At 64.8% G+C, this 20,012-nt stretch carries 16 protein-coding genes; 4 read left to right on the forward strand and 12 right to left on the reverse strand.

The window, feature by feature from the left end; all coding sequences use genetic code 11:
• Positions 1–6: 6 nt before the first annotated feature.
• The gene (locus tag GXB81_RS05365; protein WP_205988574.1) at positions 7–1,236 is read left to right on the forward strand and encodes an acetate/propionate family kinase; all 1,230 of its coding nucleotides are present in this window, start codon (positions 7–9) and stop codon (positions 1,234–1,236) included.
• On the opposite strand, the gene GXB81_RS05370 is transcribed toward GXB81_RS05365, so the two are convergent.
• Positions 1,233–1,478 carry a BON domain-containing protein gene (locus GXB81_RS05370; protein WP_205988610.1) on the reverse strand — a complete coding sequence of 82 codons (246 nt, stop codon included), beginning with the start codon at positions 1,476–1,478 and terminating at the stop codon, positions 1,233–1,235. The two genes, GXB81_RS05365 and GXB81_RS05370, sit on opposite strands and share 4 nt — an antisense overlap.
• Positions 1,479–1,661: 183 nt before the next feature.
• On the opposite strand from GXB81_RS05370, the gene GXB81_RS05375 reads away from it, so the two are divergent.
• Entirely contained in the window at positions 1,662–2,057 is a 396-nt protein-coding gene (locus GXB81_RS05375) for a PaaI family thioesterase (protein ID WP_205988575.1), read from the forward strand.
• Positions 2,058–2,264: 207 nt separating this feature from the next.
• Complete coding sequence (locus GXB81_RS05380) at positions 2,265–2,957, forward strand: YceH family protein (protein ID WP_167041910.1); 693 nt, start codon at positions 2,265–2,267, stop codon at positions 2,955–2,957.
• 138 nt (positions 2,958–3,095) lie between these two features.
• Here GXB81_RS05380 and GXB81_RS05385 read toward each other — a convergent pair whose 3' ends face one another.
• The 7 genes from GXB81_RS05385 to GXB81_RS05415 all read right to left on the reverse strand — a co-directional run bounded on the left by GXB81_RS05385 (position 3,096) and on the right by GXB81_RS05415 (position 9,444).
• A complete protein-coding gene (locus GXB81_RS05385; protein ID WP_167041912.1) occupies positions 3,096–3,614 on the reverse strand; it encodes an SLATT domain-containing protein in 519 nt (172 codons plus the stop codon).
• Between the two features lie 83 nt (positions 3,615–3,697).
• On the reverse strand, positions 3,698–4,741 hold the full coding sequence (locus GXB81_RS05390) for a rod shape-determining protein (RefSeq protein ID WP_167041916.1): 1,044 nt from the start codon (positions 4,739–4,741) through the stop codon (positions 3,698–3,700).
• Between the two features lie 210 nt (positions 4,742–4,951).
• The gene (locus tag GXB81_RS05395) at positions 4,952–5,755 is read right to left on the reverse strand and encodes an IclR family transcriptional regulator (protein ID WP_205988611.1); all 804 of its coding nucleotides are present in this window, start codon (positions 5,753–5,755) and stop codon (positions 4,952–4,954) included.
• A 248-nt stretch (positions 5,756–6,003) separates the two neighbouring features.
• On the reverse strand, positions 6,004–6,732 hold the full coding sequence (locus GXB81_RS05400; protein WP_205988576.1) for an SDR family oxidoreductase: 729 nt from the start codon (positions 6,730–6,732) through the stop codon (positions 6,004–6,006).
• 37 nt (positions 6,733–6,769) lie between these two features.
• Positions 6,770–8,071, reverse strand: coding sequence for an MFS transporter (locus GXB81_RS05405; protein WP_167041920.1), 1,302 nt, complete (start codon positions 8,069–8,071; stop codon positions 6,770–6,772).
• Positions 8,072–8,167: 96 nt separating this feature from the next.
• A complete protein-coding gene (locus GXB81_RS05410; protein WP_167041922.1) occupies positions 8,168–8,911 on the reverse strand; it encodes an SDR family NAD(P)-dependent oxidoreductase in 744 nt (247 codons plus the stop codon).
• An 11-nt stretch (positions 8,912–8,922) separates the two neighbouring features.
• A complete protein-coding gene (locus tag GXB81_RS05415; RefSeq protein ID WP_167041924.1) occupies positions 8,923–9,444 on the reverse strand; it encodes a 2,4'-dihydroxyacetophenone dioxygenase family protein in 522 nt (173 codons plus the stop codon).
• Between the two features lie 308 nt (positions 9,445–9,752).
• Between GXB81_RS05415 and GXB81_RS05420 the strand changes: the two genes are divergently transcribed.
• Positions 9,753–11,165 carry a trypsin-like peptidase domain-containing protein gene (locus GXB81_RS05420; RefSeq protein ID WP_205988577.1) on the forward strand — a complete coding sequence of 471 codons (1,413 nt, stop codon included), beginning with the start codon at positions 9,753–9,755 and terminating at the stop codon, positions 11,163–11,165.
• A gap of 65 nt (positions 11,166–11,230) precedes the next feature.
• On the opposite strand, the gene GXB81_RS05425 is transcribed toward GXB81_RS05420, so the two are convergent.
• The 4 genes from GXB81_RS05425 to GXB81_RS05440 all read right to left on the reverse strand — a co-directional run bounded on the left by GXB81_RS05425 (position 11,231) and on the right by GXB81_RS05440 (position 19,551).
• The gene (locus GXB81_RS05425; RefSeq protein ID WP_241016252.1) at positions 11,231–12,727 is read right to left on the reverse strand and encodes an efflux transporter outer membrane subunit; all 1,497 of its coding nucleotides are present in this window, start codon (positions 12,725–12,727) and stop codon (positions 11,231–11,233) included.
• A 31-nt stretch (positions 12,728–12,758) separates the two neighbouring features.
• Positions 12,759–15,971, reverse strand: a complete 3,213-nt coding sequence (locus GXB81_RS05430; RefSeq protein WP_205988579.1) for a multidrug efflux RND transporter permease subunit — start codon at positions 15,969–15,971, stop codon at positions 12,759–12,761.
• Positions 15,972–15,982: 11 nt separating this feature from the next.
• Positions 15,983–17,206, reverse strand: coding sequence for an efflux RND transporter periplasmic adaptor subunit (locus GXB81_RS05435; RefSeq protein WP_167041935.1), 1,224 nt, complete (start codon positions 17,204–17,206; stop codon positions 15,983–15,985).
• An 881-nt stretch (positions 17,207–18,087) separates the two neighbouring features.
• Positions 18,088–19,551: an amino acid permease gene (locus GXB81_RS05440; protein ID WP_167042008.1), complete on the reverse strand. Its 1,464-nt coding sequence runs from the start codon at positions 19,549–19,551 to the stop codon at positions 18,088–18,090.
• Positions 19,552–20,012: the final 461 nt, after the last annotated feature.

The following is a 20,012-nucleotide window of genomic DNA, read 5'->3' on the forward strand; positions in this document are numbered from 1 at the left end:
GACGCCATGCACACCGACGCTCAGGAGCAGACGATTCTGGTACTCAACAGCGGTTCGTCGTCGCTGAAGTTCGGGCTGTTCGCTCGTGCTGCTCGTGGCACTCATGCCGCCGATACCGCTCATGCCGACGATGACGAAGCGCTGCTGCTCGAAGGCGCGGCCGAAGGCATCGGGCGCGGCGACGGCCGCCTGCGCATCAAGGCGTCCGACGGCCGCGTGCTATTGCAGCAGGAGCAACGACTCGAAACGCAAACCGACGCGCTGCAAAAGCTCTCGCAAATGCTCGCGCAGCAGCATCATGCGCGGCCCGTGGCGGTCGGGCATCGCGTCGTGCATGGCGGTCCGCACCTGCGCACGCACCAGCGGCTTACCGGCGAGGTGCGGCGCCGGTTACGCGAAGCGCTGCACTTCGCGCCGCTGCATATACCGCCGGCGCTCGCGTTGATCGACGAGGCGACGAAAATCTTCGGCGACGCCACGCACTTCGCGTGCTTCGACACGGCGTTCCATGCGACGCTGCCGCCGCGCGCGGCGCAATTCGCGTTGCCGCGCCGTTATGCGGATGCCGGCGTGATCCGCTACGGTTTTCATGGGCTTTCGTACGAATCGCTCGTCGCGCAGTTGGGCGCGGCGTTGCCGCCGCGCGCGGTGTTCGCGCATCTCGGCAACGGGTCGAGCGTCTGCGCGCTGCTCGACGGCCAATCGGTCGATACGTCGATGGGCTTGACGCCGACCGGCGGCATCCCGATGGGCACGCGCTCGGGCGACCTCGATCCCGGCGTGCTGCTGTATCTGATGCGTGCCGAAAAGCTCGATGCCGATGCCCTGGAAACGCTGCTCAATCGCCACAGCGGCCTGGCCGGTTACGCCGATGGCGAGAGCGACATGCAGGCGCTCGAAAAACGCGCGGCCAGCGGCGACGCGCAAGCCGCGCTCGCCATCGATGCGTTCGCGAGCGCGGTGCGCAAGACGATCGGCGGCTATGCGGCGCTGCTTGGCGGGATCGATCTGCTCGTGTTCACGGGCGGCATCGGCGAACACAGCGCGCAGGTGCGGCGGCGCGTGTGCGAGGGACTCGCGTTTCTCGGACTGGCCGAAAATGATCCGAGCGGTCCGAACGACCTGGCGGGAAAGGTGAGGGTGCTGCACACCGAAGAGGAAAAGCAGATCGCGCGGCATTGCCGGGCATTGCTGCGCGACGAAACGGCGCAATCTCCTGGTGCGGGCCCGCGCTAGCGCGTTGCGGCGACGGTGCGATCCGTCACGCCGGTGACGCCGAACAGGCGCGCGACGTCTTCGAGCATCGCGCGCCGCTGGCGCGCGTCCCGCAGTTCGCCGAAAAGCGTCACGTGGCCGCGCTGGACCTTCACGCGCACGGCGTGCGGCGGGACGGCCGCGTCCCATGCAAGACGGCGCGCGGCTTCGGCAGCGATTCGCGCGTCGCTGAGACGGCCGCTTCGGTGGGCGGCGGAGCGCATGGACGGCATGAGTTTTCCACGAAAGAAACGCTGATCCCGCAACACTAGCAGATGCGACGGTTCCTGCTGCGCGTCGCGAACAGGGCACAGACAGGGCACCAGGCGCACACGGTTCGTCGCAATCGCGGGCGGATCGCGGGTATGCTCACGTTTCGTTCCAGAACAGTTCAGGCTCCTCGCACCATGTCCGATCTTCCCATCGACAATCCCTTCCTCGAATCCCTCGGCGTGCGTCTCACGCAATGGCGCGACGGTTACGCGGAACTGCTCATGCCGATCGACGCGAGCAAGCTCAACCGCCAGGGCGTGCTGCAAGGCGGCGCGATCGCGACGCTGCTCGACGCGGCGGCCGGTTACGCGGGGCTCTACGCGCCGCCTGGGCAGCCCCCTCGGCATGGCTTCACGCTGTCGCTGACCACCAACTATCTCGACAAGGGACTCGGCGCGTCGGTCACCGCGAAGGGCTTTCTGGAACGCGCGGGCCGCTCGATCTTCTTTTCGCGCGGCGAGGCCTGGGTGGACGGCCGGCTGCTGATCGCGAGCGCGCAGGGCACGTTCAAGTATGCGAGACGCGCCTGAGGACACGCACCTGGGGAAACGCAGCGGATGAATCGGAGCCGGCGGAATCGACCGAAGCGGGCCGAACCAGGCCGCGCCTCGCCGGGCATCCGGGCCTCACGATTGACGCCGCGCGCCGGTCCGGGCCGTTTATCATAGTGCCCACCCGACCGAACGCGCGGCTAGCAGCAGGGCGCGCGCATCCATCACGAGACCCGGCATTCCCCCATGAACTCCATTCCCGACGCTTCTTCCCGTCCCTCGATCCGCGCGCTGACGGCGCTCGAAGGGCGCGTGCTCGGCGTGCTCGTCGAAAAACAGCACACCGTGCCGGACAGTTATCCGCTTTCGCTGAACGCGCTGACGCTCGGCTGTAATCAGAAGACCGGCCGCGCGCCGGTCATGAACGCGACCGAGGCCGAGGTGATGACCGCCATCGACGGATTAAAGCGTCTGAGCCTCGTGATCGAAGGCAGCAGCAGCCGCGTGCCGCGCTTCGAGCACAACATGAATCGCGTCTACGGTCTGCCGGGGCAGTCGGTCGCACTGTTGACCACGCTGCTGCTGCGCGGTCCGCAAACGGCCGCCGAGCTGCGCCTCAATAGCGCGCGCCTGCATGGTTTCGCCGATATCTCCTCGGTCGAGGCGTTTCTCGACGAACTGGCCGCGAACGATCCGGCGCGCGTCGTCAGGCTGCCGCGCATGGCGGGCGAGCGCGAGCATCGCTGGACGCATCTGCTGTGCGGCGAGGTCAGCGTGAGCGAGGCCGCGCTGTCCGCGGCGGAAGACGACAGCGTGCCACTTTCCGCGTTCGAATCGCTGAAGGCCGAACAGAAGCGCCTTGCCGACGAGGTGAGCCGGCTGCAGGCCGTCGTGCGGCGCATGGCGGGCGAGTTGGGGATCAGCGCCGACGATCTGTGAGCGGCGGGTAAGGAGAACGGTAAAGGCAAGGGCATGCGTCACGCGGCGCCGGCTGCCGCGTTTTCATGCCTTGCCGTCAATTGCCGTGATGCATCGCCTTCAGGTGCCGCCCTCATGGGGCACCTTCATGAGCCACATTCACGCATCGCGCCCGCGCGCCTTGTCCGCGAGCAGCGCGCGTTGCGTGCGATAGAAAACACGCGGCGGCACGTTCGGCGAATCCTCGGCGAGCCGGTCGAGTTCGATGCGGATCGAGGCCAGGTAGTGCGCGTCGCGCGCGTCGGCGTCGCCGGCAAACACCGCTTCGAGCCTGCGCCGCACAGCGCCATAGCGCGCACCGGCCGCGCGATGCTTTTCGGCGCGCCCGGCATAGCGCAGGAACGTCTGCAACGCCGCGGATACCGCGGCCGTCACACTGACGAGCCCGACAAAAATCCTCATCCCGATCGACAACGGCGGCGTACTCAGCGACGCGAACACAGCCGTGCCGACGAATGCGCTCAACACCGTCACGAGCCAGCCGATGCGGCGCTCGCGCGCCGACAGCCGGTCGGCCATGTCGTAATGGCTCATCTGTGATTCGCGCGCGCGGCGAATCCACTTCAGCAGCAGCGCGTTTTCGTCGGCGGGGGGCTCGTAGTCGGGCAGGGTCGTCATGTTGCCGGGGTGGATAATCGTTGCGGCGGTCGCGGTAACGGTGCACGGCCACGCGCAAGGCGGCCCGCACCGCAACGCACGCATCAATCGTAGGAAAACGAACCGCCGAATTTCTCGATGCGCTCCAGCGCCATGCCCGAGCCGCGCACGACGCAGGTCAGCGGCGCCTCGGCGACGAACACCGGCAGGCCGGTCTCTTCGGCGAGCAGGCGGTCGAGGTCGCGCAGCAGCGCGCCGCCGCCCGCCAGCATGATGCCGCGCTCGGCGATGTCGGCACCGAGTTCCGGCGGCGTTTGCTCGAGCGCGATCTTCACGGCCGACACGATCTGGTTCAGCGGATCGGTCAGCGCCTCGAGAATCTCGTTGCTCGACACCGTGAAGCTGCGCGGAATGCCCTCGGACATATTGCGGCCTTTCACTTCCATCTCCATGACCTCGGAGCCCGGAAACGCGGAGCCGATTTCCTTCTTGATCGCCTCGGCGGTCTGCTCGCCGATCAGCATGCCGTAGTTGCGGCGGATGTAGTTGACGATCGCGTCGTCGAACTTGTCGCCGCCGACGCGCACCGAGCCTTTGTAGACGATGCCGCCGAGCGAGATCACACCGACCTCGGTCGTGCCGCCGCCGATGTCGACGACCATCGAGCCGGTCGCATCCGACACCGGCAGGCCCGAGCCGGTCGCGGCGGCCATCGGCTCCTCGATCAGATAGACCTGCGAGGCGCCCGCGCTGTGCGCGGCCTCCTTGATCGCGCGCCGCTCGACCTGGGTCGAGCCGCACGGCACACAGATGATGATGCGCGGCGACGGCGCGAAGAGTCGCGACTCGTGCGCCATCTGGATGAAGCGCTTGATCATCTGCTGGGTGATGTTGAAATCGGCGATCACGCCGTCTTTCATCGGGCGGATCGCCTCGATGTTGCCCGGCACCTTGCCGAGCATCTGCTTCGCCTCGCGGCCGACGGCGAGGATGATCTTCTTGCCGTTCGGGCCGCCTTCCTGGCGGATCGACACGACCGAGGGCTCGTCGAGCACGATGCCCTTGCCGCGCATGTAGATGAGCGTGTTCGACGTGCCGAGGTCGATCGCGAGGTCGTTGGAAAAATAGCCGCGCAGAAAACCGAACATGCGTATTCCTGTCTTTGCGAAGTCGGGCGCGTGAGCGCCGCCGGGAGGCTGTCGGGGTCGGCCGCTTGTGGGCGGCGGGCGGCCCGATCGGGGCGCGCGAGAGGAAGAATAGCAGTTTCGGCCGGCGCGGCGGCATCCTCGCGCCGGCGCACGGCCGATCTGCGGTCCTTATACAACGGCGGTAACGATTACCGCAGGCAACCGCGGCCGCTACCGCCCGCTCGCCGGGCCGAGCCGCCGCGCGATAGCCTCGCATGCCGCGAGCAGCGGCTCGATATAGCTCGTGCGCGCGTCAGCGCGGCGGCGGAACGTCGGCATGCTGATGCTCACGCAGCCGGCCACGCGTCCGTCCGGACCGCGAATCGCCGCGCCGTAGCAGCAGATCGACACCTCGTTTTCCTCGCGGTCTTCCGCGTAGCCGCGTTGCGCGGTAGCGTCGAGTTCGCGGCGAACCGCGTCGAGATCGGTGAGCGTGTGCTCGGTGAAGCGCACGAGCGGCGCGTCCTTCAGCAGCGCCTCGCGTTCGGCCGTGCCGAGCGTCGCCATGTAAGCCTTGCCGACCGAACTCGACGTCAGCGAGACGCGCGTGCCGATGCGCGACGCCATCCGCACCGCGTGCGGGCTTTCGAGTTTTTCGATGTAGACCATCTCGCCCTGGCTCGGCACCGCGAGGTGGATCGTCTCGGCCGTGACGTCGCGTAGTGCCATCAACGCGTCGACCGCGGCGAGCCGCAGGTCCGAGCGCTCCCAGCTATGGCTCGCGAGGTTGATCAGCCGCGGGCCGAGGCCGAACGTGCTACCGCTGCCCGTCGCGACGATCAGCCCCTCGGCCTGCAACGCGGCCACGATGCGATGCACGGTCGGACGCGGATAGCCGCTTGCCGCGCTCAGCTTCGCGACGTTGGGCGGCGTCTGCGCATCGGCGATCAGTTGCAACACCGCGATGAACTTCGAGAATGCGGCCGCGCCGGCCACGGCTTTGCTGTCGGCTTTGTCGTCAGCGCCGACGCCGATTTTTCCGGCGACGGCGTCGGCCGCGGCGGCGCGCGTGGCGGGACGGGAGCCCGGCTTTGAGGCGGGATTTGAACCCGGCTTTGAACCCGGCTTCGAAGCGGTTTTTGCCACGGCCTTCGAGGCGGTTTTTGCAGCAGGTCTGGACACGTTTTTTGCAGCGGAAGTCGGCATCGGACAGGAGCAGGGCGCGGGGAGGCCATTATGCCTTCATTCGCGCGGCCGAACGATCGCGACGCCGCTTTACGCCGTCACGCGACGAGGTAGCCGCCGTCGACCGCGACGATCGCGCCCGTCATGAACGACGCCGCCGGCGTGCAGAGAAACACCGCAATCTGCGCGACCTCGTCGGGCGTACCCCAGCGGCGCAGCGGCGTGCGCTCGAGAATCGCCTGCGAGCGGCCGTCGTCGCTCTGCAGCGCCTCGGTGAGCGGCGTCGCGATCCAGCCCGGCGCGATCGCATTGACGCGGATGCCGTCGGCCGCGTAGGCGAGCGCGAGCGACTTGGTCAACTGCGCGACCGCGCCCTTGCTCGCGCTGTAGGCGGGCACGAGACCGCCGCCGAAAAAGCTCAGCATCGACGCGGTGTTTACGATGCAGCCGCCCGACGCCTTCAGCAAGGCGCGCGCGGCCGTGCAGACGCGCATCGTGCCATGCAGGTTGATGTCCATCACGCGCTCGAACACGTCGATCCGATGCTCGTCGCCACGGCTGATGACGCCCGCGCAATTGACCACGATGTCGAGACGTTCGAACGCGTGCAGCGCAGCGGCAATGTCGTCGTCCGAACGCACGTCGAGCGTGACGCGCCAGACCGCGCGGTTCAATGCGTCCGGCGCGCCTTCGGGCAACGGCACACCGGCTGCCACGACGTGTGCGCCGAGTTGCGCGAGCGCATTCGCGATTGCCGCGCCGATGCCGGAAAAACCGCCCGTCACGAATGCGGTCTTGCCTTCGAGTAGATCGTTCTGGAATGTCATGTGAGTCGCAGCTTCTGGAGGGTGGTCGGGCGAAGGTTCAGGTCGGTTGCGTTTCGATCGAACCGGACAGCGGCGCGGGCGCCACTTCCCTGACGACGAACAGGTAGACGAGCGCCGCGGCGAACGCGACGCCCGCGCTGATCAGCAGCGCATTGACGAACGAGTGCGTCTGATCGACGACGATGCCCGTGATGACCGGCGCGAACGAGCCGCCCAGATAGCCGCCGAAGTTTTGCATGCTGCCGAGCGACGCCACCAGATGGCGCGGCGCCGCGACGCTGACGAGCGCCCACGCGCTGCCGCTCGACAGGTTGACGAACAGCATCGCGAGCGACACGTAGACGATGGCGAGCGTCGTGCTCGGCGTGTACGCGGCCGGCACCGTGAACGCCGCGGCGCCGACGAGGCCGATGCACAGCGGCCACTTGCGACTGCGGATCGGCGCCATGCCGCGCTTGAGCAGGGCGTCGGCGATATAGCCGCTGCTCGCCATGCCGATCGTACCGAAGATATACGGAATCGACACGAGCCAGCCGGTGTGCGCAATGCTCAGATGCCGCTCGTTCTCGAGATAGCCCGGCAGCCACGTCAGATACAGCCACACCATGTAGATCACGCCCATGAAGCCGAAAATCATGCCCCACGTGTTGCGCAGCTTGAAGAGCGCGCCCCATTCGGCCCAGCTCAGACCCTGCGGATTTTCCGCGACGTTGGCGCCTTCGTTGAGGTGCGCGGTTTCTTCTTCGGTCAGCGCGATTTCGCTGCGATTGCGATAGACCATGTACCACGCCACCGCGACGATAACGCCGAGCACACCCATGATGACGAACATCGTTCGCCATCCGAAAGAAAGCATCAGCACGGTGAGCAGCGGCGGCGCGATCATCGGCGCGACGGTCGACGAGGAAATGAACGTGCCGATCGGTGCGCCGCGTTCGCGCACCGCGAACCATTCGTTGACGACCTTCGCGCCGGCGGGAAAGAGCGGCGCCTCGGCCACGCCGAGCACGACGCGCGCGCTCAGGAAGTGATTGAGCGTCTGAATGAAGCCGCCCGCGACCTGCGCGACCGACCATACGAGCATGCCGAGCCCGAGCATCACACGCGAGCCGAAACGATCGAGCAGTGCGCCGACCGGCAACTGCGCGAACGCGTACGAAAGAGAAAACGCGGACAGCAGCAAACCCATCTGCGAGGCCGACAGATGCAGTTCCTCGCTCACCAGATGATTCGCGATCGACAGCGTGCTGCGATCGAGATAGTTGACGATGCCCGCAACCGTCAGGAAGACGACCGCGACCACCTGGATCCGTTTCAGACGCTGTGACTTCTGAAGCATGTTTGTCTCCTGCGCAAGGTGTCCTGCCGATGTAGGAATGGTGCTGCCATGCCGCGGTTTTTCTACAAGATTTTTCTGCAAGCTCGCCGGTGGGCGTCAATAGGTCGAGCGCCCTCCCGACAGATCGAAGATCGCACCCGTGCTGAACGAGCAGGAATCCGAACAAAGCCACAGCACGAGTTGCGCGACTTCTTCGACGGTGCCGAGCCGCTTCATCGGGCTCTTGTCGATCATCGTTTGCACGTGTTGCGGCGACATCTGTTCGAGCAGGGTGGTTTGCACCGCGGCGGGTGCGATGCCGTTCACGAGAATGCCGGTCTGCGCGAGCTCCTTGCCGAGCGATTTGGTCATCGCGATCACGCCGGCTTTCGCCGCGCTATAGGCGGACGCATTCGGCGTGCCTTCCTTGCCCGCAAGCGATGCAACATTGACGATGCGCCCGGCGTTCGCGCGCCGCATCGCCGGCACGACGAAGCGGCTCACGTGATAGGTGCCGAGCAGGTTCACGTCGATCACGCGCTGCCATTCGAGCGGATCGTATTCGTCGAGCGGCAGCGTCGGCCCCGCGAAACCCGCGTTGTTGACGAGGTAATCGATGCGGCCGTAAGCGTCGAGCGTCGCGGCGAGCGCGGCCTCGATCGACGCGGGCTGCGTGATGTCGACCTCGAAGTGGCGAGGCACATCGGGCGTGTCCTCGGCGCCCGGCACGCGGTCCCAGTTGAGCGCTACCGCGCCATCGCGCGCGAAAGCCTCGCAGATCGCGCGGCCAATGCCGGTGGCCGCGCCGGTCACGACCGCGATGCGCCCGGAGAAATCGTATCGGGCGGCGCGGGTACGCATGGCGGGCGCGCTCATCGGATGAACTGGTCGACGTAGTCCTCGCCGAGACCGACCGCCGCGTAGTGCTTGCGGCACATGTCGATCTTCGTGAACACGTCCTCGTAGCCGGTGTAGTTGCCGTACGGGTCGCAATAGAACATCACGCCGTTGACCTGAAAATACGTGATCATTTCCTCGACGTCGTCGGGCACGTAGAGCGTATGCGTTTCGCCCGGCGGCTCGTATACGTAGCTGCCTTCGGTGGCGACCCAGTCGTGCTCCAGGTAACGCCAGCGGCCCTTGAGCACCATGCCGTGCACGCTCTGCGGATGACGATGACGGCTCAGCACGCCCGACTTGCGCACGCGCAGCAGATTCATCCAGTAACCCTGCGACGCATTCAGACACAGCGGCCGGAACGACACGTTTTCGGCTTGCGGCACCCACACGCGCTCATCGGTCGGAATGGCGAAGGGCACGACGATTTCCTGCTGCGCTTCCTTGGGGAACGGCAACTGGTACGGCGTCATCTCGGAGCGATTGGCCTCGGGCATGGGAGTTCCTTGTGAAATTACCGAATGTCCACAATGTGGATATTAAGTCCACGATATGGCTATTATCGGAACCGCTTCCGGTGAGGTCAATCCTGGGGAAATCACGGGGGCCGAGATGAAAAAGCGCGGAAAAAAGACCTGCGCAATCCTCGCCGCAAACGCGTGTGATGTACGGATAAGCCTGCAAAACAGGACTCGCGATCGCCTTCTGCGGTGCTTTCAGATCGCTCACTATCTTTAAGACTGCTTTAAGTGGGGGCCACTACATTACGCATCCACCTCGTAACCCATCGCAACAATCTCCCACTATGACCACCAAGAAATATTGGCGCGGCAGCGCGGCAGTCTGCGTCGTACTCGCGATCGGCGGCGCCTATACGCTTAGCCATCGCAATGCCGATGCATCCGTCAGCGATGCGCAAGGCCCGGTGTCATCGCTGCGCGCGGCATCGGACATCATCGGGTCCCGTTCGTCCGCGCCGGACTTCTCCGGCATCGTGTCGCGCTATAGCCCGGCGGTCGTGCATATCGGCGTGAAAGAGGCCGCGTCCGTCGATGAAAACGGCGAACGCAAAAGCGGTGGCGAAGCGCTCGGTTCGGGCTTCATCATCAGCCAGGACGGGTACATCCTGACCAACAACCATGTCGTCGACGGCGCGAGCAGCGTGAGCGTGAAACTCACGGACGGCCGCGAATTCCGCGCCCGTGTGATCGGCAAGGACAAGACCACCGACGTCGCCGTGGTGAAGATCGAAGCAACGAATCTGCCGACCGTGAAGATCGGCAATCCCGACAACAGCAAGGTCGGCGAATGGGTGGTGGCAATCGGCTCGCCGTACGGCTTCGACAGCACGGTGACCTCGGGCATCATCAGCGCGAAATCGCGCTCCTTCTCGGACGACAGTCCTATCCCCTTTATCCAGACCGACGTGCCGGTCAATCCCGGTAACTCGGGTGGTCCGCTGTTCAATCTGAACGGCGAAGTGATCGGCATCAACTCGATGATCTATTCTCGCACCGGCGGCTTCCAGGGCCTGTCGTTCGCGATTCCGATCGACGCGGCCATGCACGTGAAAGACCAGCTCGTGAGTACCGGTCACGTGACTCGCGGCCGTATCGGCGTGGGCGTGCAGCCGCTCAGCGCCGAGCAGGCGAAGAAGCTCGGCCTCGATTCGGCGGCCGGCGCGCTGGTCGGCTCGGTCGATCCGAGCGGCCCCGCACAGGCGGCCGGCTTGCGGCAGGGCGACGTGATCGTCGCCGTGAACGGCAAGCGGATCGGCAACACGACCGAACTGGTCGGGCAGGTCGCGCAACTGTCGCCCGGTACCGACGCGACGCTCAACGTATGGCGCAATGGCGGCGAGCGCAAGCTGTCGATCACGGTGGGCGCGCAGTCGTCCGACGTGGCGTCGGCCGAACCGCGCATGCAGCAGGAGCCTCGGCAGCAACAGGGCCGTCCGCGTCTCGGCGTGGCCGTGCGTCCGCTCAGCGAAGACGAGCAGCAGGAAGCGTCGTTGCCGGGTGGCGTGATCGTGCAACAGGCCACAGGCCCAGCCGCCGAGGCCGGCATCGAGGAGGGCGACATCATCGTTGCGGTCGACGGCAAAGTGATTCACGGCGTCGAGCAACTGAAGCGCATGATCGCCCAGGCCGACGACAGTGTGTCCCTCACCGTCGTGCGCAATGGCGAAGAAGCATCGGTCGACGTCACGCTCGGCTGACCGGTTTGACCCTCCGGCGCAATGCCGGCGGCGGGCACGACGCCCAGGAAGCGCGCGTGCCTCGATCAATTGGGCGGATGCGCTCCGTTCACCTGTGAGGTTCGCTGCGACGTGCCTTGCACCGTAGTGGGCGGCACGTCGCCTGACGCATCAGGCGTACGAGGCGCATCGGGGCCGCCACCCAGTGCAACATACAGCGATACGCCATTCTGCAAAGCGGTCGCGCGCGACTGGATCAGTTGCTGCTCGGCCGAGAACAGATTGCGGCGCGCGTCCACGACCTCGAGATAGATCGAGATCCCGTTCTCATAGCGCAATTCGGCTGTTTCGGCGAGTTGCCGCTGCGCCTCGACGGCCTGCTCCTGCGCCGCGATCTGTTCCTTGTAGCGCTGCCGTCCGATCAATGCATCGGATACCTCACGAAATGCGTTCTGCACGGTGCGCTGGTAATCGGCCACCAGTTCGTCGCGCCGTGCGCGCGCCTGCGCCAGTTGCGCCTGACGTTGACCCGCATCGAAAATCGGCATGCCGACGAGCGCACCGACCGACCACGCCTGCTTGCCGGGCACGAACAGGTCGCCGAGTTCCGGCGACACGTAGCCGAAGCTGCCCGTCAACGCGATACGCGGGAAGAAGTTCGCGCGCGCCGCGCCGATATCGGCATCCGCCGCGCGCAGTTGCTGCTCGGCCTGCTGGATGTCGGGACGATTGACGAGCAGCCCGGACGGCAACCCCGGGTCGAGGTCGCCGAACTGCCTCGCGTCGGCGATCGGCGTTGCGAGCGGCAGCGTATCGCCAAGCGGTCCGCCGACCAGCACTTCAAGCAGATTGCGCTGCTGCGCGGTGGTCCGCTGCAACTCCGCGAGCTGCGTCTGCGCTTGCGTGACGAGCACGGCGGCCTGTTCGTAATCGACCGTCGACGTAACGCCCGCATCGAGCCGCAGCTTCGCGACATCGAGCGCATAGCGGCGCGTTTCGAGCGTACGCTGCGCGAGTTCGACGCCTTCTTCGCCCGAGCGGATCGCGTAGTAGTTCGCCGCGACGTTGCCGATCAGCGACAGACGAAACGCGCGTTGCGCCTCGACGCTCGCGAGATATCGGCGGCGGGCCGCCTCGCTCATGTTGCGCACGCGTCCCCAGAAGTCGAGTTCGAACGACGTCACCACGGCTTGCACGTTGTACTGATTGAATTTGACCGATACGTCGGTGTTGTCGAACTCGGGGTCGATCGAGCCGAGCGGAGCCTTGGTGCGCGTGGCGCTCGCGTTGGCATTGACGTGCGGCAAACGCGCGGCGTTCTGGATGCGATAAAACGCCTGCGCCTGCTCGATGCGCGCCATCGACGCCGCGAGATCGCGGTTGTGCTGCAACGCCGCCTCGATCAGTTGCTTCAGTTGCGGGTCGGCGAAAAAGGTCTGCCAGTCGATCTCGCTGGCAAGATGCGCGGTGGCCGGATTGACCGTCTCCATCATGTCGAAGTGATCGGCAATCGGCAGATCGGGCTGCTGATACCTCGGCGCAAAATTGCAGGCGGCCAGCGAACAGCAGAAAAGCGGAAGCATCAGGCGCGTAGGCAAGTTCCTGTAGGGTCGCTTACGCATCGCGTGACCCTCCGCTTAATTCTCCGGCTCCCGGCACGGGTGCCGACGCGGGTGTCGGAGAATCGTCGTCGTCGAGATCGACAGGCCGTTTCTTGCGGCTCAGCCAGTGGCGCGTAGCCACATAGAACAGCGGCGTGAAGAAGATGCCGAACAGCGTCGCCGTCAACATGCTGCCCATCACGCCGGTGCCGACCGCGCGCCGGCTCGCCGCGCCCGCGCCGGTCGCGAGCACGAGCGGCAGCATGCCGAGCACGAACGTGACGCTTGTCATCAGGATTGGACGCAGGCGCTGTTGTGCGCCGTTCTTCGCGGCCGTCATCGCATCCGTTCCTTCGGATTCCTCCTTGATGGCGAACTCCACGATCAGAATCGCGTTCTTCGCCGCGAGCCCGATGATCGTCACCAGCCCGATGTTGAAGTACACGTCCGCGGAAAGGCCGCGCAGCATCGTCAGCAGCACCGCGCCGATCACGCCGAACGGAATGATCAGCAGCACCGCCACCGGAATCGCCCAGCTCTCGTAGAGCGCCGCGAGCAGCAGGAACACGACCACGAGCGAGAGCCCGAGCAGCATGCCGATCTGGCCGGCCGCCTGTTTCTCCTCGAAGGCGGTGCCGGTCCATTCGTAGGTGAGATTGCCGGTCAGCACGTGCGAGGCGATACGCTCCATCTCGGCGATCGCCGCGCCGCTCGAACGGCCCGCAGCGGCCTGGCCCGACAGCGTCGCGGAGGGAAAGCCGTTATAGCGTTCGAGCTGCTGCGGCCCGGAAATCCAGCGCACGCGCGTGAACGCCGAGAACGGCACCATTTCGCCGCGGTTGTTGCGCAGGCGCAGCGAGGTCACGTCCTCGGCGCGCATGCGCTGCTCGGCATCCGCTTGCAGCAGCACGCGCAGTACATTGCCCTCGAATACGAAGTCGTTCACGTAGTTCGAACCGAACGTCAGCGCGAGCGCCTGATTGACCTGGCCGATCTGCAAACCGAGCGCGCGCGCCTTCACGCGATCGATATCGACGTAAAGCTGCGGCGCTTCGGGCATGCCCTCGGTACGCACGCCTGCGAGCAGGGGACTTTGCGATGCCTCGATCATCATGCGCCGCGCGGCCTGCTGCAGCGCTTCGCCGCCAACGCCGCTGCGGTCCTGGATCTTCATCGTGAAGCCGGTTGCATTGCCGAGCGATGGAATCGGCGGCGGATCGAGCGCGAAGATGACGGCCTCGGGAATCTGCCGGAACGCGGCATTTGCGCGGCGCACGAGCGCGCTGGCCGAATTCGCCTCGCCGGAGCGTTCGTTCCAGGGCTTCAGATCGACGAACGACATCGCCGCCGATTGCCCCTGGCCGAAGAAGCTGAAGCCGGTTACCGAAGCGACGTTGCGCACCTGCGGCTGTTGCCGCAAGAACGCCTCGACCTGATCGACCGCGCGTTGCGTGCGCTGCTCGGTGGAACCCGGCGCGCCGGTATACGTGACGAAGATATGCCCCTGATCCTCGGTCGGCAGAAAACCGGTCGGCAGGCGTACGAAGAAATACGCGGTGATTACGCAGGCCGCGACGAACACGAGCAGCCAGCGCAACGGCGAGCGCAGCATCGAATCGACGCCGCCGATATAGCGGCCGGTGCCCGCGTCGAGACCGCGATTGAAGCCGTCGAATACCCGCTGCAGTAGACGCGAGGCCGCGTTTTTCGGCGGCCCGCTGGCCTCTTCGCTGCGCAGCAGTGCCGCGCACAAGGCCGCGCCGAGCGTGAGCGCCAGCAGCGTCGAGAGCGTGATCGACACGGCCAGCGTGACCGAGAACTGCCGGTAGATGCCGCCCGTCGAGCCGGGGAAAAACGCCATCGGAATGAACACGGCGACGAGCACGAGCGTACTCGCGATCGCCGCGCCCGAAATCTGGCCGATCGCCTTGACGGTCGCGCGCGGCGCGCTGAGTTTTTCCTCGCGCATGATGCGCGCAACGTTTTCGACGACGACGATCGCATCGTCGTTGAGGATACCGATCGCGACGACCATGCCGAACAGCGACAGGATGTTGATCGACAGCCCGAACAGATAGAGCCCCGCGCAGGTGCCGATCAGTGCGATCGGCACGACGATCGTGGGAATCACGGTCGCGCGCCAGTCCTGCAGGAACAGGAACACGACGACGGTCACGAGCAGCAGCGCCTCGACCATCGTCTGCATGACGCCGTGCACGGAAGTCGTGATGAACGGCGTGGTGTCGAACGGCACGGTCCACGTCATGCCGCGCGGAAAGGTCGGCTCCAGCTCGGTCATGCGCTGGCGCACCGCCCTGGCAACCGCAAGTGCATTGGCACCGCTCGCAAGCTGGATCGCGATGCCGGCCGACGCCTTGCCGTTCACGGTCAGCCGGTTGCCGTAGCTGTCGTTGCCGAGTTCGACGCGAGCGACGTCGCCGAGGCGCACGGTCGAACCGTCCGGATTGGCGCGCACGATGACCTCGCGGAACTGCTCGGGCGTCGAGAAGCGGCTTTGCGTGACGATCTGTGCAGTGAATTCGGAGCCCGGCGCGATCGGCTGGTCGCCGAGGCCACCGCCCGCGGTCTGACTGTTCTGTTCCTGGACCGCCTGCAACACCTCGCTCGCGGAGAGACCGAAGCCCGCGAGCTTGCGCGGATCGAGCCAGATTCGCATCGCGTACGACGAGCCGAAAAGCTGCACGTCGCCGACGCCGTCGATGCGGCGCAACTCGTTGACGATATTGTTCGACGCAAAGTTGCCCATCGCGACCGCGTTGGTGGCGCCGTCGGTCGCCTGCAGCGCGAGCAGCATCAGGAAGCCGGATGAAGCCTTGGTCACGCTCACGCCGATCTGCCGGACTTCGAGCGGCAGACGCGGCTCGACACGGCTCAGGCGGTCCTGCACCTGGCTGCGCGCGATGTCGAGATTGGTGCCGGGCTTGAGCACGACCGTGATCTGCATCGTGCCGTTGGCGCGGCTCACCGACGACATGTAGAGAAAATTCTCGATGCCGTTCATCTCGTCCTCGATGATCGAGGTGACAGTGCGTTCGAGCGTGCGCGCATCGGCGCCGCTGAAGACCGCCGAGATGCTCAGCGATGGCGGGGCAACATCGGGATACTGCTCGACCGGCAGCAGCGCAACCGCGATCCCGCCGAACAGCACCGTGAAGAGGGCGATGACCCACGCGAAGACCGGACGGGCGACGAAGAATCGATTCATCGGCGGGCCCGTCAGTGCGTGATCGAAGCGGCGGCGGGATGGGCGGCCGGAGGGTCCGCGGCTGCGGCCGACGCTGGTGGCCCGTCGCTTACGGGCCGTGCCTCGACGCGCTGACCCGGCTGCACCTTCTGCCAGCCATCGACGATCAGACGCTCGCCGGCCTTGAGCCCATCGCGCACGGTCCAGCGGCCTTCGCCCTGTTCGCCGAGATCGACGTTGCGGCGAACCACGGTGCCGTCGTCGGCCACGAGCGCGACGCTCGCCACGCCGTTATCGAGCTGCACCGCGCGCTCGGGAATGCGGATGCCGCGCAGATTGCCCGCCGCGATGATGCGCCCGCGCACGAACTGCCCCGGCAATAGCGTGCGCGCAGGATTGGCGAATTGCGCGCGCACGGTCTGCGTGCCGGTGGACGGATCGACGACGAGATCGGCGAAGTCGAGAAAGCCGCGCTCGCTGTAGACCTGGCCGTTGGCGAGAATCAGTTGCACCTCGACGTGCTTCATGTCGGTCGGCTTGCGCGCGCCCGACTGGATCTGCTGCTCGATGTCGAGCGTTGCCGTGTTCGACTGCGTGAACACGGCGTTGATCGGCGTAAGCTGATTGACCTGGGTGAGCAGGGTGGCCGCGCCCGCGCTCACCAGCGCGCCTTCGGTGACGAGCGCGCGGCCCGCGCGCCCGGCGATCGGCGTGCGCACGATGCAGCGGTCGAGCCGTAGCTGCGCCAGCGAAACGGCTGCCCGAGCATCGGCAACGTTGGCCTGGGCCTGCTGCTGCGTCGCGAGCGCGGCGTCGTATTCCTGCGCACTCACCGCATGGCGGCCGACGAGCAGCTTGAAACGATCGACAACCGAGGCTGCGTTGTCGCGTACGGCGGTCGCACGCGCGAGTGCCGCCTGCGCCTGCTGCAATTGCGCGCGATAGTCGCTGGGGTCGATCTGGAACAGCGGCGCGTTGGCCGCGAGATCCGTGCCTTCCTGGTAGAGCGTGCGCTGAACGATACCGTCGACGCGCGCGCGAATCTCCGCGGTGCGCACCGCCTCGATACGGCCGGGCAGTTCGACCACATCGGCGACAGGCGTAGTCGAGATCGTTTCGACGAGCACGGGGAGCGGCGGCATCGATGCGGCGGTGGGGGCTTCCTGCCGGTCGTTGCAACCGGCAACGAGTAGCGGCAAACCCGCGATCAGAAGCAGTACGGCACGACTACGCAGACGGTATGCGGAGCAGAGCAAGAGAGACTCCTCGTGAAGGCACTACTCTTTTTTACGCGTGAGATCGACTACGGTTTAACGGCGTTATGCTTGATTGCGCCAGGCGCTATTGAACAGCAGGCGGACACGACAATGCCCGAAAAGATTTCCGTTGATCGTACATTGTCTGGATAACTTGTCAATTTATTTTGGGTGTTGCGAGTTGAATGAACTCGCAACAGGAGAGATGTCATTGAATTCACAATTAAGTAAATTTCACAAGAAGCGGCAATAAGTTCACAAATGAGAACTTTGCATGACGATGCTTTTTAAATGGATTTCTGTGAGTTTTTTCTCGCATGCAAATGGCACGCCACCCGAGCGGCTAAATACAGAAGTGTGCCGACAAATAGCGTGGCCAGTTCCCAGTAGAGCAGCAAGACGAGTACTTCCATATCGTCGGGATTGGCAAGCTCGTCGTTGCCTGTAGCAGACAGAAGCGATGAACCTATCCACCGAGTCCGGCATATTGAAAGGCAATCTGTCGATTACATAGGTCAGTTGCCATCCGCCTATCATGGATAGCGCAACGAGAACCGGAACGGCCAATATCTTCGTGGCAATTTTTCTCATATATTTTGCAGCGGTACGGAAACCGGTCAATGTGCCTCTTATATTGATTCAAAAAACTGCCTGGCCGGATTTACCGTTCATTGACGCGTCGACAACGGCACTCCTGCTTTCAGGCAGCAAGTCGTGGAGTGCGCAGAGTAGGGCAAGGTAGAGATAAGAAAAATCGGAAAACTCTGAAAAATTGCAGAGCTAAGTATTCTGCCGATTTCGGTTGAACGACCAACCTCATAAGAAGCACAAGAAAAAGAGCCAGGCGCAGCACTTTCCGCAAACGCCCGGCCCCCAATCGCTCACCGGCGCCGCTCCGGATTCCGCAGCGCCGAATGATTGCGCCCATACGACAGATAAATCGTCATCCCGATCACGAGCCACACGACGAGCCGCAACCATGTAATGAGCGGCAGCCCCACCATCAGCAGCAGACAGAACAGGATGCCCAGCACCGGCACGACCGGCACGCCGGGCACGCGGAACGGGCGCATCGCGTTCGAATCGCTGCGGCGCAGATAGATCACCGCGCCGCACACGAGGATGAACGCGAACAGCGTGCCGATGCTGACCATCTCGCCCAGCACGCCGATCGGCGTCAACGCGGCGACCACCGCAACGACCGCGCCGATCAGCATCTGGCTCAGATACGGCGTCTGCAGACGCGGATGCACGTTCGCAAAGAGCGGCGGCAGCAAGCCGTCCTGCGACATCGTGAAAAAGATGCGGCTCTGTCCATAGAGCAGCACGAGAATCACGGTCGTCAGCCCCGTCAGCGCGCCGATCTTGATCAGGATCGCGAACCAGTTCAGGCCGATCGCGTCGACGCCTTTCGCGATCGGATCGGGAACGTTCAGATCGGCGTAGGGCACGAGCCCGGTGAGCACGCCCGCAACGAGGATATAGAGCACCGTGCAGATGACCAGCGAACCGAGGATGCCGATCGGCATGTCGCGTTGCGGCTGTCGCGCTTCCTGCGCGGCAGTGGACACCGCATCGAAACCGATGAACGCGAAGAACACCACGGCCGAGCCGCGCAGAATGCCGCTCATGCCGAAGCTGCCGAACTGCCCGGTATTGGCCGGAATGAACGGATGCCAGTTTTCGGGCTTGATGAAGAACACGCCGATCGCGATGAACGCCACCACCACCACGAGCTTGATCGCGACCATCACGTTGTTGAGCCGCGCGGATTCTTTGGTGCCGAGCACGAGCATCGTCGTGAGGATCGCGACGATGAGCACGGCCGGCAGATTGACGAGGCCGGTGACGCTCGAACCGTCGGCGAGCTTGACGACGGTGCCGGGCGCGGCGGCGAGAGCCGGTGGAATGTTGATGCCCACGTTGCGCAGCAGACTCACGATATAGCCCGACCAGCCGACCGCGACGGTCGCCGCGCCCATTGCATATTCGAGGATCAGGTCCCAGCCGATGATCCACGCGAAGATCTCGCCGAGCGTCGCATAGGTGTACGTGTAACTGCTGCCGCACACGGGCAGCATCGCCGCGAGTTCCGAGTAGCACAGGCCGACGAACGCGCACGCGATGCCGCCCAGCACGAACGACAGCGTGATGCTTGGGCCTGCGAATTGTGCGGCGGCCGTGCCGGTTAGCACGAAAATGCCCGCGCCGATGATCGCACCGATGCCCATTGCCGTGATGCTGGCCGCGCCGAGCGTTTTCGACAGCGCGTGGGCGCCTTCCACGTCGGCGCTTCCGACGATATCGGCGATGGTCTTGCGCGCCATGTAATTCGTATTGGCCATGATGATCGTCCCGTTCAGATGATGATGGGTCACGAACCGGCCCGGCTTGCGTCGGCTCGCGAAGCACGGCAAACAACATCCGTTCCCGAGGAACGGCAGCGGTAAAGCAGAAGCAAGCCCGATGGAAGAAGGTTGAATTCAGTGTATGCCGGATTAAAAGCAAAGGGAAATATCCGCAGGTTTTATCGACAGCGAAAAGACGCGGGAGATGTTCTCTCGTGGCGTATTTGATGCACGGCAAGAATCTGGATTCGCGGATTGCGATTACAAGCTCTCCTATCGATTAAGTGGATTATTGCAATGTGCACTTGCGGAATTCACGGAAAGAAGAGAGTGCGCGATCCTTGTTATAGCGGAACACATGGGTGCGCCCGCAGCGCAGCACTACGCAACGATCGTGACAGGCGGCTTCAAGAACGAGTGAAGCAGCAAGACACGACTGCTACCTTCGTGCCTGACGC

Origin of the sequence: Paraburkholderia sp. Ac-20336 (genome assembly GCF_017105025.1) — a bacterium.
In the GTDB taxonomy this organism is placed as follows: Bacteria; Pseudomonadota; Gammaproteobacteria; order Burkholderiales; family Burkholderiaceae; genus Paraburkholderia.

Excerpts from the sequence above, each read along its gene's own strand:
- GXB81_RS05375 (WP_205988575.1), top strand. The coding sequence starts at position 1,662 with ATGTCCGATCTTCCCATCGACAATCCCTTCCTCGAATCCCTCGGCGTG.
- GXB81_RS05440 (WP_167042008.1), bottom strand. The coding sequence starts at position 19,551 with ATGGCCAATACGAATTACATGGCGCGCAAGACCATCGCCGATATCGTC.
- GXB81_RS05430 (WP_205988579.1), bottom strand. The coding sequence starts at position 15,971 with ATGAATCGATTCTTCGTCGCCCGTCCGGTCTTCGCGTGGGTCATCGCC.
- GXB81_RS05385 (WP_167041912.1), bottom strand. The coding sequence starts at position 3,614 with ATGACGACCCTGCCCGACTACGAGCCCCCCGCCGACGAAAACGCGCTG.
- GXB81_RS05425 (WP_241016252.1), bottom strand. The coding sequence starts at position 12,727 with ATGCTTCCGCTTTTCTGCTGTTCGCTGGCCGCCTGCAATTTTGCGCCG.
- GXB81_RS05380 (WP_167041910.1), top strand. The coding sequence starts at position 2,265 with ATGAACTCCATTCCCGACGCTTCTTCCCGTCCCTCGATCCGCGCGCTG.
- GXB81_RS05405 (WP_167041920.1), bottom strand. The coding sequence starts at position 8,071 with ATGCTTCAGAAGTCACAGCGTCTGAAACGGATCCAGGTGGTCGCGGTC.
- GXB81_RS05415 (WP_167041924.1), bottom strand. The coding sequence starts at position 9,444 with ATGCCCGAGGCCAATCGCTCCGAGATGACGCCGTACCAGTTGCCGTTC.
- GXB81_RS05420 (WP_205988577.1), top strand. The coding sequence starts at position 9,753 with ATGACCACCAAGAAATATTGGCGCGGCAGCGCGGCAGTCTGCGTCGTA.
- GXB81_RS05370 (WP_205988610.1), bottom strand. The coding sequence starts at position 1,478 with ATGCGCTCCGCCGCCCACCGAAGCGGCCGTCTCAGCGACGCGCGAATC.
- GXB81_RS05365 (WP_205988574.1), top strand. The coding sequence starts at position 7 with ATGCACACCGACGCTCAGGAGCAGACGATTCTGGTACTCAACAGCGGT.
- GXB81_RS05390 (WP_167041916.1), bottom strand. The coding sequence starts at position 4,741 with ATGTTCGGTTTTCTGCGCGGCTATTTTTCCAACGACCTCGCGATCGAC.
- GXB81_RS05410 (WP_167041922.1), bottom strand. The coding sequence starts at position 8,911 with ATGCGTACCCGCGCCGCCCGATACGATTTCTCCGGGCGCATCGCGGTC.
- GXB81_RS05400 (WP_205988576.1), bottom strand. The coding sequence starts at position 6,732 with ATGACATTCCAGAACGATCTACTCGAAGGCAAGACCGCATTCGTGACG.